This window comes from Rhodopseudomonas palustris (genome assembly GCF_003226555.1).
In the GTDB taxonomy this organism is placed as follows: Bacteria; Pseudomonadota; Alphaproteobacteria; order Rhizobiales; family Xanthobacteraceae; genus Rhodopseudomonas; species Rhodopseudomonas palustris_I.
Window position 1 is genome coordinate 14,484 of sequence record NZ_QKQS01000024.1, and the last position, 14,936, is coordinate 29,419.

Here is a 14,936-nt window from a genome sequence, read left to right on the forward strand (position 1 = left end):
CGCGCCAGCAGCTCTTGCCTGTTGTGCGCGCCAGGGCGCCCCTGATTCAGGTGGCGGCAGAACTGCGCCAATGACGGCTCGATAGGCGCTTCTCGATTTCCACGATCACCAGAAGCGCCACACCGATGACGATGATGACGAGGCCGTCGGCAAAGCCGAGCGGCCTGCTATCGAACACCGCCTGGAGCGGCGGCAGGTAGGTGAAAGCGAGCTGAGCCAGCACGACGATCGACACGCCGATCAGCACGGCCGGCGTGCCGACCACGCCCTGCCAGGTGATCGACGGACCGCGGATGTAGCGGACGCTGAACAGATAGAAGATCTCCATCACCACCAGCACGTTGACCGCCATGGTCCGCGCCGTCTCGACCGGCAGGCCGCGCGCGGTCGCCCAGGCGTAGATCCCGAAGGTTCCGGCAACCATCAGCATCGAGACGAAGCCGATCCGCCACAGCAGCAGCGGCGACAGCAGCGGCTGATTGGCGGGCCGGGCCGGACGGCGCATCGCGTTCGGCTCGGTCGGCTCGAACGCCAGCGTCAGCCCGAGCGCCACCGCGGTGATCATGTTGATCCACAGAATCTGAACCGCGGTGACCGGCAGCGTCAGCCCGAACGCGATCGCCAGGATGATGGTCAGCGCCTCGCCGCCATTGGTCGGCAGCGTCCAGCCGATCACCTTGATCAGGTTGTCGTTGACGGTGCGCCCCTCGCGCACCGCGGCGGCGATCGAGGCGAAATTGTCGTCGGCCAGCACCATCTCGCTGGCCTGCTTGGCGGCCTCGGTGCCCTTGCGGCCCATCGCCACGCCGACGTCGGCGCGTTTCAGCGCCGGCGCGTCGTTGACGCCGTCGCCGGTCATGGCGATCACCGATCCGTCCTCTTGCAACGCCTCGATCAGGCGCAGCTTGTGCTCGGGGCTGGTGCGCGCGAACACGACCGCCTCACGCGCCGTGCGACGAAATTCGTCCGCCGCCGCATCGTCGAGCGCATGCCCGGTGACCGTCACCGGATCGTTGGCAAGGCCGAGCTGCTGCGCGATCGCTCGCGCAGTGGCAGCGTGGTCTCCGGTGATCATTTTCACCCGGATGCCGGCGGCTCGGCACTCGGCGACGGCGTCGATCGCCTCGGGACGCGGCGGATCGATCAGTCCGACCAAACCCAGCAGCGTCAACCCGGACTCGACGTGCTCGGGCAACAGTTCGCGCAACGCGCCGTCGCAATCGCGCCGCGCGATTGCCAGCACACGCTGGCCGTTTGCCGCCATCGCCTCGACAGAGGCCTCGAACAGGTCGCGATTCAGCGGCTGCGCGCCGCTCACCGTCGCGACGGAGTCGCACATCGTCAGCACAACTTCGGGAGCGCCTTTGACGTATGCGACCGCACCGCCGTCGCCACTGTGCAGCGTCGCCATGTAGCGGGTGCGGGCGTCGAACGGCAGTTCGTCGATGCGCATGAATTCCTGCCGCGCCGCGACGCTGTCGTGACCGGCCTTTAGGGCGAGCGTGATCAGCGCGCCTTCCATCGGATCGCCATCGACCACCCAATCCTCGCCGGACTTCCGCAGATCGGCGTTGTTACAGAGCAGCGCCGCGAGCGTCAGTCGTTCGAGCACGGGGTCGGCGGCAGGATCGATCGCCCCGACACCTTCGAGCCTAAAGGCTCCTTTCGGCGCATAGCCGGCGCCCTCGACCGCGATCCGGCCGTGCGCGCTGACGATGCCACCCACGGTCATCTCGTTACGCGTCAGCGTGCCGGTCTTGTCGGAGCAGATCACCGAGACCGAGCCGAGCGTCTCGACCGCAGGCAACCGGCGGATGATGGCGTTGCGCCGCGCCATCCGCTGCAGCCCGACCGCGAGGGTGATGGTCATCACGGCAGGCAGCCCCTCGGGGATCGCCGACACCGCCAGCCCGACGACGATCATGAAGGCGTCGTCGAGCCGATACGCCTGCACCAGCACCGCATAGGCAAACACCGCGACCGAAACTGCAAGCACCACGAATGTCACTTGCCGCGCGAACTGGTCCATCTGCCGTACCAGCGGCGTCGCGAGTTTCTCCACCGCGCCGATCATCGCGCTGATCCGGCCGAGCTCGCTGCTAGCGCCGGTCGCCACCACCACGCCGGTGCCCAGTCCTTCGGTGACCAGCGTGCCGGAAAACGCCAGCCCGCTGCGGTCGCCGAGCGCGACGTCGGCCGCCACCGCAGCGCTCCCTTTGTCCGCCGGCACCGACTCCCCGGTGAGGATCGCCTCGTCGATACGCAGATTGCGCGAGCGGATGATGCGCAGATCGGCCGGCACCCGGTCGCCGGCTTCGAGCAACACGATATCACCGGGCACCACCTGATCGGCCGCGATCGTCATCCGGCGCCCGTCGCGAACCACCGCAGCGTGCGGTTCGATCATCTTCTGGATCGCGTCCAACGCCTTCTCGGCGCGCCCCTCTTGGATGAAGCCGATCACCGCGTTGATCAGCACCACGCCGAAGATCACCGCCGCGTCGGTGACATGCCCGATCGCGGCCGATAACACGCCGGCGCCGAGCAGCACGTAAATCAGCAGATTGTGGAACTGCAGCAGGAAGCGTAGCAGCGCACTGCGTGGCAGCGCGCCCGGTAAGGCATTCGGGCCGAACGTCACCAGGCGCTCGGCCGCCTCCTGCTCGGCCAACCCCTCTGTCCGGCTGTTCAACGCCGCGAGTACGACTTCGACCTCCGCGGCATGCCATCCTTGCTCCGGGACAACGAAAGGATCGGTGGTGCGGCTGATCGATGAAGGTGCGGTGGGCAATGATGACGTCTCCGGTCGACATTTCGCCGTCGTCTGCCGCGCGTTCGATCCGGATCGCTCGGTAACGAACAATTCGCCGGTGCGCACTCGCAGAGAGCAGGACCAGCAGAGGCATGTGTCACTATCGCAGCATTGATTTAGGTCATTGCCGCTCCTCGCTGCACCGCTCGCGCGACGCAGCCGGTATCGGCGGAGGCGGACCCGATGCTGCAGATCGCCCTGCACCGCAGCTACTTTCACCGATTCGACGACGCAATTTCCGACGCTGCCGAGCTAATGCGGCAAGATGTCACCTGCGGAGGCCGGTCGTGTGATCGCGGCCGGGAACAGTCGACGTCGCTTCGCCGCGATCACATCAGCTACGCAAGCCGAGGAACCAACGCGAGCAGGTCCGGGTTTCATCGGGGTGCACGGATGAAACGCACCGCGGGCCGGACATGTCGGCTACGTCGCCCGAGCTAATATGCTCCCCTCGACCACAACGAAAGGATCGCCCCATGCTGTTACGCTCCGCTGCTGCAATAGCCGGTGTGATCGCGGTAACTCCCAGCCTCGCCGAGGCTCAGAACGCGTTTCCCGCTTGCCCGTCACAGCAGAAGATCGAGCAGGTTGTCGGAAGCAAGGGACAGTTCATCCCGGATGAATGCCGGCACCTGAAAATTACCCGCGTTCGATCCGGCGATACCGAGCTATGCATCCTGGATTTCCGGTCCGGCACGAATCCCGGAATCCTCGACAACCTCGCCGATGCAACGCTGCCGACGCAGTGGTGGATCGCCTGCGACAATTTCAATCCTCGATAGCTCGGCGCAGCGGTGGAATCGGCGATGAACACGGAGTGGCGTTACTTCCGCCGCCTGCTGATGGCAGCGGGCGTGGTGCTGTTCGGCTATGTCGCGTGGTCGATCGCCGATCTGCTGCCCCTGGTGTTCGCCGCCGTGTTGCTGTCGGTGCTGATGTCCGGCTCCGCTCGTCTGATCCGATCCCGCGCACCGATCGGTCACGGCACTTCGATCGCGCTGGTCGTCGCCGCCCTGATCGTCGCGCTCGGCTCGTTCGCGTGGCTGTTCGGCGCACAATTGGTCGGCCAGCTGGGCGAGGTGTTCCAGCGTGCGCCGGGCGCACTGGACGCGTTCGGCAGCCGGTTTGGATTCGACAACGCCGCATCGCGGGTGCGCGATGAACTCTCGTCCAATCCGAGTGGCGGCCTGCTGACCCGCGCGGCCAGCATCGGTTACTCGTTCGTCGGCGGCATGCTGGACATTCTGCTGGTGCTCGTTGCCGCGGTGTATCTGGCCGCCGATCCGAAGGTGTACCGGACCGGATTGGTGCTGCTGTTTCCGAGCGCTCAGCACGCGCGGGTTCTGAATGCGATGAGCGTCACCGCGACGGCACTGCGCCTGTGGTTTCTCGGCCAGCTGGTGTCGATGGTGCTGGTCGGGATCGCTTCAGGCGTCGCCTTCTGGCTGATCGGGCTGCCTTCGCCGATCGGTTTGGGATTGATTGCGGGGTTGACCAATTTCGTCCCGATGATCGGGCCCGTCGTCGGCGCCTTGCCGGCGCTGCTGCTGTCCTTCGCGCAGGGCGGCTCGGCGGTGATCTGGACCGGGTTGGCGATTCTGATCATTCAACAGCTCGAAGGCAATCTGATCACGCCCCTGGTGCAGCGACGCGCGGTTCAGGTACCGCCAGCGCTCATCCTGTTTGCGATCGCCGGCTTCGGGTTGCTGTTCGGCTGGCCCGGAATCATCCTGGCGGTCCCGCTCGCCGTGACCTGCATGGTGCTGGTGCAGAAGCTCTGGGTCCGCCAGACGCTCGGCGGACAGACCTCGGTGCCGGGAGAACAAGAAGGCGCCGCGTGAGGGTCGGCCGGCGGCACCTAAGAAGAACGTACCGTGCCGACCGCTAATTCCGCACGAAGCAAATTATCAGCAGTCTTGCCGGCATCAGCCGCCGAGCCAAGTCGATGCGACGGAATAACAGCCGTCATCCACCCCATGCGCTGTTTGGTCCACGCAATCGGCATTGCGCCGCAATCCCATGCACGTCTAGTATTGCGACCGTGACGATCGAAAACGATCGCGCCAAGAAAATGGGATGGAAACAGATGAGACTGTTCAAACTTGCGGCCGTTGTCGCGGCGACCTCTTTGCTCGCGCCCGGTGTTTCACTCGCACAGAAGGCCTATGGGCCCGGCGCCAGCGACACCGAGATCAAGATCGGCAATTTCGTGCCCTATAGCGGCCCGGCGTCGGCCTACGGAATCGTCGGTCAGGTGCAGAGCGCCTACGTCAAGATGCTGAACGAGAAGGGCGGCATCAACGGTCGCAAGATCAACTTCATTTCGTATGACGACGCCTACTCGCCGCCGAAGGCGGTGGAGCAGACCCGCAAGCTGGTGGAAGGCGACGAGGTGCTGTTCCTGTACCACACGCTCGGCACGCCTTCGAACACCGCCGTCATGAAGTACCTGAACCAGAAGAAGGTGCCGCAGCTGATGCTGTCGAGCGGCGGCACGCGGTTCGGCGATGATCCGAAGACCTATCCGTGGACGATGCCGTTCAACCCGCCCTATCAGGCGGAGGGCCGGATCTACGCGAAGTGGATCATGGCGACCCATCCCAACGCCAAGATCGCCGTGCTGGTGGCGAACGACGATTACGGCAAGGACATCTACAAGGGCGTCAAGGACGGGCTCGGCGCCAAGACCTCAATGATCATCTCCGAGGCGACGTACGACATCACCGATCCGACCATCGATTCCCAAATGGCCAAGCTCAAGGCCTCGGGCGCCGATCTGTTTCTCAATCTCTCCACGCCGAAATTTGCCGCGCTGGCGATCCGCAAGATGGGTGAACTCGGCTGGAAGCCGATTCACGTTCTGAACAACGTATCGTCCTCCGTCGGCGCGGTGATCAAGCCGGCCGGGATGGACTATGCGCAGGACGCGATCACCGCGAGCTACGTCAAAGATCCGACCGATCCGACCTGGAAGGACGATCCGGGCGTGAAGGAGTGGGATGCCTTCCTCGAGAAGTACATGCCGGGCTCCGATCGCTCCAACGGTCTGCTGCTGTATTCCTACGGCGCCGCGCAGACGCTGGAACACATCCTGAAGCAGGCCGGCGATAACCTGACGCGCGAGAACATCATGAAGGTGGCGACCAGCCTGAAGGGCTACGCGCCGGCATCGCTGCTGCCGGGCATCACCATGAACACCTCGCCGACCGATCACTTCCCGATCGAGCAGATGCAACTGATGCGCTTCAAGGGCGATCGCTGGGAGATGTTCGGCGAGGTCCTCGAGGCGAGGGTTACGAACTAACCACCGACGCTAGAAGTGACGACGGATTCGCGGGGCCAGCCCCGCGAATCCATTTATTTGAACGATTGGCGCTGCCCCACCACCAGCTGTCATCCCGCGCGCATGCGGGGGATCTAGTATTCCAGAGCGGCTCTGGCGACGCCCTGCGCGACCAGCCAATACTCTGCAATACTGGGTCGCCCGGACGAGCCGGGCGATGACGGCGGAGTGTGACGCGGGCGACGTGCCATGCCTCGTCTAAAGCAGCGTCTTCTTTGCCCTACCCCGCAATCCTGCCATCCACCACCCGCACGATGCGGTCGCACCTTGCCGCCAGATCGTCATTGTGCGTCACCAGCAGAAACGTGGTGCCGCGTTCGCGGTTGATTTCGCGCATCAGTTCGAACACGTCGTCGGCGGATTTAGTGTCGAGGTTGCCGGTGGGCTCGTCAGCGAGCACGAGGTCGGGGTCCATCGCCAGCGCACGCGCGACCGCGACGCGTTGCTGCTGGCCGCCGGACATGTTGGCGGCGCTGTTGTTGCGCCAACGACTGAGCCCGACGCGGTCGAGCAGTTCGTCGGCGCGCCGCTCCATCGCCGTATCGGGGCGCCCGCGATCGACCAGCATCGGCATCATCACGTTCTCGCGGGCGGTGAACGCCGAAATCAGATAGTGATACTGGAACACGAAGCCGATGGCGTGGCCGCGCAGATGCGTCAGCGCCGAATCGCCGAGCTGTCCGGTGTCCTCACCGTTGATCAGCAGGCGGCCGCCGGTCGGCCGGTCCAGTAGGCCGATGATGTTGAGCAGTGTCGACTTGCCCGAGCCCGACGGCCCCATCAGCGCCAGGAAGTCGCCGCGCTGCATCGTCAGGTCGATGCCGTGCAGCACCTCGGTCTCGACCGGCGTGCCGACATTGTAGGATTTGCGGATCCCATCGAGCGCGAGGACGTCAGCCACGGATCGCCACCACCGGATCGAGCCGTGCGGCGCGCAGCGCCGGGGCGATTGCCGCAGCGACGCCGGTCGCGGTGGCGAGCACTGCAGCCCAGACGAACAGATCGGGCTCGAGGATCAGCGGAAACAGCTCGCTGCCGTCGACCTGGCGCGCCGAGCGATGCCAGGTGAACAGCGCCAGCGCGCCGAGCGCCGAGCCGAGCACCGAGCCGACGAAGGCGAGCAAGCCGCCCTGGATCAGGAATACCCGCAGGACCTGGCCGCGCCGCGTGCCCATCGCGCGCAGGATGCCGATGTCCTTGGAACGCTGGATCACCGTCACGATCAGCACCGCGGCGATGCCGAACGCCACCGACAGGCCGACGAACAGCCGGATCAGCGTGTTGGAGTTCTGCTGCGCCTGCACCGCGGTGAAGAACTGCGCGTTGGTCTTGATCCAGCTATCCGCCTTCACCCGCAGCATCGCCTGCACCTCCTGGGCGATGGTCTCGGCCGTGTAGATGTCCGCCACCGTCAGATCGATCGAGGTAACGCCACCGATCAGCCCGAGCATGCTCTGGGCGTTGCGCAACGTGACGAAGGTGTTGCGCTGGTTGGCGGCCTTGTTGCCGAAATCGAAGATGCCCTTGATGGTGAGGATGCGGTTGCCGGCGAGAGGCGTCGACACGATGATCTTGTCGCCCAACGAGGCGCCGAGATCGCGCGCCAGCTCGATGCCGATCAGGATGCCCTCGGTGGTGACCTGCGCCTCGCCGGCGACGATGAAGTCCGGCACCCTGACGATCTTGAAATAGATCTCCGGTTCTATGCCGTACAGCGTCACGGCGCGGCTGGTGTCGCCGCGCAGCGCCAGCGCCGAGCCCGACGCGGTGGCGGCGGCGTAGACCACGTCCGGCCGCGCCTGCATCTCGGCGCGGATCTTCGGCCATTGGTCGATCGAGATCATCCGCTGGGTCGGGCGCTGCACCACCGCAGCCTCGACCGTGCCGGGCTCATCGCGCAGCGGTCGCGCCACCTGATCCGGCGGCAGCAACTGGATCTGCGGCACCGAGGTCAGCACCCGCTTGATGAAATTGGCCTGCAGCCCCGCCAGCATCGCCGACATGAACACGATGACGCCGACGCCGATCGCGATGCCGCCGACGATCACCAGCGTCTGCACCGCGCCGTCGAGCAGAAACCGCACCGCGGCGATCCACTCGAACGGCAGCCAGCGTTTCACCGCAGCACCGCGCGGATGCGCTGATCCGGCTTGACGCCGGTGGCGAGCGGAATCACGCGGTCGCCGGGAGCGAGACCGTCGATCACTTCGTAGAAGCCGACACCGCGCAGGCCGAGCTTCACCGGCTGGCGCACCGCGCGGCCGCCGCTCGCCTTTAGCACGTAGGGGGCCGCGGTCGCGTCGTTCACCGCGCGCGCCGGCACGATCACCACGTCGTCGCGCCGCGCGGTGGCGATGTCGACCGACACCGTCATGTCCTGACGCAGATAGTCCGGCGGATCGTCGACCTTGAGCTTGATCTCGACCGAGGCGCGGTTGATGTCGACCGATGGGTTGATGTAGCTCAGCGTCGCATCGAACCGCTTGTCCGGATAGGCGTCGGCGGAGGCCAGCGCGTGCTGGCCGAGCGCGAGCTGGCCGAGATTCTTCTCGTCGATCTGCACCACGATTTGGATGTCGCCCGCCGGCGCCAGCACCAGCAGCGCCTTGCCCGGCTGCACCACGCTGCCGCGCTCGACCGCACGGGTGATCAGCACGCCGTCGCGCGGTGCCACGATGGTGGCGTAGCCGAGTCGCGCCTGCGCGTTGTTGAGATTGGCGAGCGTCTGGCTGAGCTGGGTTTCGGCCATGACGAAGTCGCTGCCGCCGGGGCTGGAGGTGAACACCTGCAGCTCGGCGGTGCGAACCTGGGTGCGGGCGACGTCGAGATTCTTGGTGGCGTCGTCGAGCGTCGCCTTGGTGCCGTAGCCGGAAGCCGCCAGCTTGGAGGCGCGCTCGTAGATCGCCTCGGCATTGAGCAGGTTGGCCTGGGCCTGTTTCAGCGCTTCGTCGGCGGCCGGCTTGGTGAGTTCGCGGAGCTGGCGGACCCTCGCCTGCGCCTGCGCCACGGCGCCTTCGGCCTGCACCACAGAGGCCCGCAATTCCGACGCCTCGATCGCGACGAGCTGCTGGCCCTGATGGACCTGCTGGCCTTCCTTCACCAGCACGTCCTTGACGGTGCCGGTGATCTGGCTGGCGATTTCGACGCGATACGGAGTTTCGATGTGGCCGCTGGCCACAACGGTCTGCACCAGATTGCCGCGCTGTACCGCGACCGCGACCACTTCCGGGCCGAGCAGCAACCTGAACAGGCCGGACCCGGCCGCGATCAGGACCACCGCGATACCGAGCGCGGCCCATTTGTGACGCCACAATCCGCTCGCCCAGCGTGCGGCCAGATTGGGACGCGGCGCCTCGATCTGCTCGGTTGTCTGCAACATGATGATCCGCGGTCGATCGCCCTGCCGAGAGCTAGCCTCGGAACCGGTGGGGACCATTGCGAAAGATCAATTGCGGCATCACGCCCGCGTGCTCAATTTCACAGATTGCCGCGGAGTCGCCGCGGTTTACCGCCTGTGACCGAAGGATGCGATGACGACCTTGATCTTGCTGGCGCTCAGCGTCGTCGCGTTGTTCACGGCGGCGGGCTGGGTGTCGTGCCGGCTCGCGCGCCGGCTGGAGGCGCGCTATCCGCCGCGCGGCGTGTTCATCAACGCCAACGGCGTGCGGATGCACGCGCTCGACCTCGCTCCTGCCCGCCCGGCTGCTCCCGGCCAGCCGACCGTGCTGCTGCTGCACGGCGCCAACCTGTGCTGCGAAGACATGCGGATGGCGCTCGGCGAGCGGCTGGCGCAGCGGCTGCGGGTGATCATCCCCGACCGTCCCGGCCAGGGCTACAGCGTCACCGGTACCGGCCCGATCGCCTCGCCGGCCTATCAGGTGACGCTGATCCGCGAGGTGCTGCGCGATCGCAATGCCGGTCCGCTGATCGTGGTCGGGCATTCGTTCGGCGGCCTGATCGCGCTGCGCTATGCGCTCGACAACCCCGATACCGTCGCCGGGCTGGTGTTGATCAACCCGACCACGCATCCCCGGCCGCAGGGCCTGCCGCTGTTCCAGCGCGCCGCCGAAGTGCTGATGAAGCCGCTGGTCACCTACACGCTGCTGCCGCCGCTGTCGCTGGCGATGATGCGTCGGATCGCGGCGCGGATTTTCCGCCCCGAGACGCCGCCTTCCGACTATGCCGAGCGCAGTCGGCTGGCTTTGGCGCTGACCGCCAAACGGTTCGCCGCCAGCCTCGAAGAATATGCCGGACTGCGCGATCAGCTGATCGACCACATTCCACGCTACGCCGCCATCCAGGTGCCGACCGTGATCGTCGCCGGCACTGCCGATCCGGTGGTGCCGCCCCAGGTCCATGCCGAGGCGCTGGCCCAGGCGGTGCCACAGGCGCGGCTGCTGCGGCTGAACGGCGCCGGCCACATGGCGCATCACGCCCATGCCGATACCATCGCGGCCGAGATCGAACGGCTGGCGGATGCGGTGACCGAGCGCGCCGCGCCAAAGCGGACCGAAGCGGCCGAACGCACCTGACGCGAGTGACGCCAGCCGCGCGATGAAACTTCAACCGGGCGGGCGCGTTCCCTCCGGGAACCAATGGAGTCTGTGATGACCACTTTGAAGCTGGCCTGCGCCGTGATGATCCTGTCCGCCGCGACCGCAGCCCCGGCGCTCGCCGGGCACCGTACGCACCATCACCACCATCGTGTGCACCATCATCCGTCGAGCGAGCCTTACACTCACAATTACGGGCCGCCGGTGTGGCCGGGCGAGACATTCGCCACCTATGACGGTCCGCTGTCGGCGCTGTGCGGCCAGGGCGCGGCCGCCTATCGCGGGCAGGACGGCCGCCGCCACCCCTGCTACTGACGCCGTCTCGTCTCGGCATACAGCGCTCGGTTGCATGCGCCGCCGAACGGCGGCACACTTCCGCTGCGGCTACCGCCGCACACGTTTCCACGGACCAGACCCATGACCGACACCACCGCCGAAGACGTCCGCAAGATCGCCACCGCCCTGCTCAAGACGGCCATCGAGATCGTCTCAGAAGAGGATGGCGGGGCGCACAATCAGTGCAAGCTGTGCGGGGCATCGGTACCGTGGCTGCAGACCGGCGACGAGATCAAGCATGCGGACGATTGCCCGGTGGTGATCGCCAAGCAGGTCCTGTCGGCAAGGCCGAAGCTGCATGCGGTCTGAGCCCGCCAGCGGCGGCGCCAACAACGCCGCCTCCGGTATCGCGGTGTGTCTGGCGCCGGCGGAATTCGTCGACAGCGATCATCCGGAGATCATCGCGCGCGCCGCTGAGGCGACCCGCGGCGCAGCCACGCTGGCCGACAAGCTGCGCGCGCTGTACCTGACGGTACGCGACGGCGTCCGCTACGATCCGTACGTCGATTTTTCCAGCCCCGAGATCTTCCGTGCCTCCAGCGTGCTGCGCGCCGAGCGCGGCTATTGCGTCGGCAAGGCGTCGGCGTTCGCGGCGCTGGCACGCGCCGCCGGGATACCGGCGCGGGTGTGCTTCGCCGACGTGCGCAATCACCTCGCCACCGAGAACCTGACCCGGACCATGGGCACCGACCTGTTCGCCTGGCACGGCTACGCCGAGTGCTTCACCGGGACGCGCTGGGTCAAGGCATCGCCGACCTTCAACCGTACGCTGTGCGACAAGCTCGGCGTCGCGCCGCTCGATTTCGACGGCTCGTCGGACGCGGTGATGCAGGCGTTCGACAACAACGATGCGCGGTTCATGGAATATGTCCGCGACCACGGCGCGTATTTCGATGTGCCGGTGAAATTTCTGCAGGCCGAGATGAAGCGGCAATATCCTCACCTCGCCGAGCAGGGCCGCCTGCGCGGGTCGATGGAGGACGAGGCGGCGCAGGATGCCGCGGCGCGCGCCTCGCGTGCGGCTCAGCGCTGAATTTCGGCGCGTTTCTCTGCCACGGCGGCCTGTTCAGGCTCCTCGGCCCTGCGCAGCAGCAGCACGACGCAGATCCAGTACGCGAGGTAGCAGCCGAGCTGGAGCACCGTCGGCTGCGCCCGATAGCCGGTCAGCCCCGCCACCAGCGCCCCGACCGGCCCGCGGTCGGAGAGCACCGCCGAACTGTCCCACAGCGGTGCGGCCGACGGCAGCGCGCCGAGCTCGCTCAACGTGTCGACGCCGCTGATCAGCAGCGACGCCGCCAGCAGCAACATCATCACTTCGGTGACGCGGAAGAACAGCCGCCAAGTGACCACCCGGCTGCCGAGCTGCAGCAGCGCGTAAGTCGCCAAAGCCAGCGTCACGCCGGCGATCCCGCCGAGCACCGGTTCGGCCGGTGAGACGCTTTCGGCCGCCGCCAGCGTGCCGAGCAGGAACAGAATGGTCTCGGCGCCCTCGCGTGCGATCGCCAGCGCCGCCAGCGTGAACATGCCCCACCAGCTCGCCGCGCCGGTTTCCTGGCGGAGCGCCGCCTCGAGTTCGTCGCGCAGCGAACTCCCCTGCCCGCGCATCCAGGTGACCATATGGACGATCAGGCCGGCTGCGAGCAGGCTCGCAATCACCTCATAGACCTCGCGGCTGGCGTGCGGGATCGAACTGCTGGACCATGCGATGGTGGTGCCGAAGCCGATCGCGATCAACAGGCCGGTGGCAACGCCCGCCCACAGATAGCGCCGGCCGATCCCGCTACCATCGTTGGCGCGCAGCCAGGCATTGAGAATGCCGACGATCAGCAGCGCCTCGACGCCTTCGCGCCAGACCACGATCACGACATTGCCGAATTGCGACCCGATCATCTGCGCCAATCTTCGCCTTTGCCCGGCGGGGAGCGGTCGTCGGATCAGCGGCGACCAGCCGGCTCACCTGCGACCGAGATCGGCAATATTACAGCAGTTTGACGAACAACTCACTGCTAATCGGCGGCCGATCACACCAATCGATCGTGATCATCGCGTTCCAGCTGGGACCGACGGCGTTCGCGATGCGGGACGGCCGATGGGACAGCAAGGCCGGACGATGCATGCGGATCGAACAGCGGGAAGAACCGCCGATCGTCCTTGAGCATATGACCGAGGATCACCGAGTTGACCAGAAATGTCCGGAGCTCGGCGAGTGGTTGGTTGCCGGACACAACCGCCTCGCTGATCTGACGGGCTTGGATCAGCAGATGGTCGTGTTCGGTGCGATGCAGCGCGCATTCATCGTAGCGGGCCGCCTCCAGCACCGCCTGTTCATCCTGGAAGTGTTCGGCGACGCGGCCGAGCAACAGGTCGACGAACTCCCTCAGTTTCGACGGCTCCAGCGTGTCGATCTCGCGGCCGAGCAACACATTGGCCAGGTCGAACAGCTCGCGATGCTGGGCGTCGATGGTGGGCTCGCCGCAGGCGTAGGATTCGTGCCACAGGATCTCCGGCCGTCGCTCGGCCGGATCGTGAGCCGCGGCGTCCGCGCAGGGGTGCGCCCGATCCCGCCGCGCCTGTTTGGCGACGTACATCCAATGATCGGCGCGCTCGACCAGGTCTTCGGCCCGCTCGCCCGGCCTGAACTCCGCCGCCCCGATCGACACCATCAGCCGCCCAAGGCTCTCGTGGGTCGACCGGCGGTGCAGCTCGCGGGCCGCGATCGCCGCCCGGATCGTCTCGCCGAGCAGCAGCGCCTCCCGCAGCGGCGTGCGCGGCAGGATGACGGCGAACTCGTCGCCGCCATAGCGGCACACCAGATCGTCGCGGCGGCAATTGTGCTTGATCGCCGATGCGGCGAGCCGCAGCACGTCGTCGCCGACCACATGCCCATGGCGATCGTTGAACTGCTTGAAATTATCGAGATCGACGACCAGCAGCGACAGCGGAGCGCTCCCATCGCTGGCGACGTGCTGCGACAGCAGGGTCTCGAAATACTTGCGGTTGCCGACCTCGGTGAGCGGATCGGTCATGCTTTCCAGCCGGACCTGATCCAACTGGTCCTGCAATTGCCGAACCTGCGCCGCCGCAGAGCCGAGCCGTTCGACCAGCAGCGCGTTGGTGGCGCGCATCTCGATCGTCCATTGCAGCAGATCGTCGACGATCGCCGCGACACCGCCTTCGCTGCCCCCGCCCGCCAGTCGCGGCGCTGCGCTCGACAGCCGGGATTGATAGCCTTGGGTGGCGTCGGACGCCTGCGCGATGACGTCGATCAACCGGCTCGACTGGGTCTGCACCTCGGCGCCGATCGCCTCGATCCGCGTCGCCGCCTTCGCGGGAAACAGCACCCGCTCGTACAGATCGGCGATGTCACGCGAGGTCGGCCGCGGCTTGGCGGCGAGCAGCGCGTCGATCGCCTCGGTCAGCGCTTTGTGGCGGCCTGCGAAGAACGTGTACCAGAGCTCGAAGCTCTCCGGATCGAGCGAAAGATCGAGCTCCCGGATCTGCTCCAGGGCCCGCGCAGAGACGCGATCCTTCCAGTCGCGATCGACATCTATTTGCATGTTCATGATCGGACCAAGCGGTCTCTCTCGCCCGGGCCGGCGGCCGGGCAGCTGGCGATCGCCGCCGCGGCGACACGCATCCAAGCGCAGATCGGGAACGAAAGGACGTCACGCATTCGAAACGACTTGGTCACAAACGACTTTGCGACCCATCCAGTGGCAGGCAACAGTATCTTACCCGCCGGCCCGAAGCCGCAGGCTCGCAAAACTACGCGCGTGACTTAATCACGATTCGTCCCGAGCAAGGGATACCCGTGTACCGTCTGTGGATTTCAGGTGGATCGACGCGAGGACGGGGCACGATCAGCGCACAGATCGCACCGGTGGCCGCATCG

The 14,936-nt window shown here is 66.4% G+C and carries 13 protein-coding genes; 7 read left to right on the plus strand and 6 right to left on the minus strand.

All coding sequences use genetic code 11. From position 1 onward, the window contains the following. Positions 1-46: 46 nt before the first annotated feature. Positions 47-2,791, minus strand: a complete 2,745-nt coding sequence (locus DNX69_RS19885) for a cation-transporting P-type ATPase (protein WP_234827030.1) — start codon at positions 2,789-2,791, stop codon at positions 47-49. Positions 2,792-3,288: 497 nt separating this feature from the next. Here DNX69_RS19885 and DNX69_RS19890 point away from each other — a divergent pair, with 497 nt between their 5' ends. The 3 genes from DNX69_RS19890 to DNX69_RS19900 all read left to right on the plus strand — a co-directional run bounded on the left by DNX69_RS19890 (position 3,289) and on the right by DNX69_RS19900 (position 6,116). Then, positions 3,289-3,594 carry a hypothetical protein gene (locus tag DNX69_RS19890; RefSeq protein WP_110787743.1) on the plus strand — a complete coding sequence of 102 codons (306 nt, stop codon included), beginning with the start codon at positions 3,289-3,291 and terminating at the stop codon, positions 3,592-3,594. Between the two features lie 24 nt (positions 3,595-3,618). Beyond that, a complete protein-coding gene (locus tag DNX69_RS19895) occupies positions 3,619-4,653 on the plus strand; it encodes an AI-2E family transporter (RefSeq protein ID WP_110787744.1) in 1,035 nt (344 codons plus the stop codon). Between the two features lie 245 nt (positions 4,654-4,898). Continuing rightward, positions 4,899-6,116: an ABC transporter substrate-binding protein gene (locus DNX69_RS19900; RefSeq protein ID WP_110787772.1), complete on the plus strand. Its 1,218-nt coding sequence runs from the start codon at positions 4,899-4,901 to the stop codon at positions 6,114-6,116. A gap of 259 nt (positions 6,117-6,375) precedes the next feature. Here the strand turns inward: DNX69_RS19900 and DNX69_RS19905 are convergent, their stop codons facing one another. Genes DNX69_RS19905 through DNX69_RS19915 form a run of 3 tightly spaced genes read right to left on the minus strand, consistent with a single transcriptional unit; the run spans position 6,376 to position 9,534 of the window. Next, positions 6,376-7,056, minus strand: a complete 681-nt coding sequence (locus DNX69_RS19905) for an ABC transporter ATP-binding protein (RefSeq protein ID WP_110787745.1) — start codon at positions 7,054-7,056, stop codon at positions 6,376-6,378. Then, on the minus strand, positions 7,049-8,275 hold the full coding sequence (locus tag DNX69_RS19910) for an ABC transporter permease (protein WP_110787746.1): 1,227 nt from the start codon (positions 8,273-8,275) through the stop codon (positions 7,049-7,051). The genes DNX69_RS19905 and DNX69_RS19910 overlap by 8 nt, the downstream gene beginning before the upstream one ends. Further along, positions 8,272-9,534: an efflux RND transporter periplasmic adaptor subunit gene (locus DNX69_RS19915; protein ID WP_110787747.1), complete on the minus strand. Its 1,263-nt coding sequence runs from the start codon at positions 9,532-9,534 to the stop codon at positions 8,272-8,274. The genes DNX69_RS19910 and DNX69_RS19915 overlap by 4 nt, the downstream gene beginning before the upstream one ends. Positions 9,535-9,685: 151 nt before the next feature. Between DNX69_RS19915 and DNX69_RS19920 the strand changes: the two genes are divergently transcribed. The 4 genes from DNX69_RS19920 (at position 9,686) to DNX69_RS19935 (ending at position 12,077) form a co-directional block, all read left to right on the plus strand. After that, on the plus strand, positions 9,686-10,687 hold the full coding sequence (locus DNX69_RS19920) for an alpha/beta fold hydrolase (protein ID WP_110787748.1): 1,002 nt from the start codon (positions 9,686-9,688) through the stop codon (positions 10,685-10,687). A 75-nt stretch (positions 10,688-10,762) separates the two neighbouring features. After that, positions 10,763-11,023, plus strand: coding sequence for a hypothetical protein (locus tag DNX69_RS19925; RefSeq protein WP_110787773.1), 261 nt, complete (start codon positions 10,763-10,765; stop codon positions 11,021-11,023). A 102-nt stretch (positions 11,024-11,125) separates the two neighbouring features. Continuing rightward, positions 11,126-11,353, plus strand: a complete 228-nt coding sequence (locus DNX69_RS19930; protein WP_110787749.1) for a DUF3222 family protein — start codon at positions 11,126-11,128, stop codon at positions 11,351-11,353. Then, positions 11,343-12,077: a transglutaminase-like domain-containing protein gene (locus DNX69_RS19935; protein WP_110787750.1), complete on the plus strand. Its 735-nt coding sequence runs from the start codon at positions 11,343-11,345 to the stop codon at positions 12,075-12,077. Before DNX69_RS19930 ends, DNX69_RS19935 begins: the two co-directional genes overlap by 11 nt. Here DNX69_RS19935 and DNX69_RS19940 read toward each other — a convergent pair. After that, a complete protein-coding gene (locus tag DNX69_RS19940) occupies positions 12,068-12,934 on the minus strand; it encodes an FTR1 family iron permease (protein WP_110787774.1) in 867 nt (288 codons plus the stop codon). The genes DNX69_RS19935 and DNX69_RS19940 overlap by 10 nt on opposite strands. A 131-nt stretch (positions 12,935-13,065) precedes the next feature. Beyond that, complete coding sequence (locus DNX69_RS19945) at positions 13,066-14,607, minus strand: diguanylate cyclase (protein ID WP_110787751.1); 1,542 nt, start codon at positions 14,605-14,607, stop codon at positions 13,066-13,068. Positions 14,608-14,936: the final 329 nt, after the last annotated feature.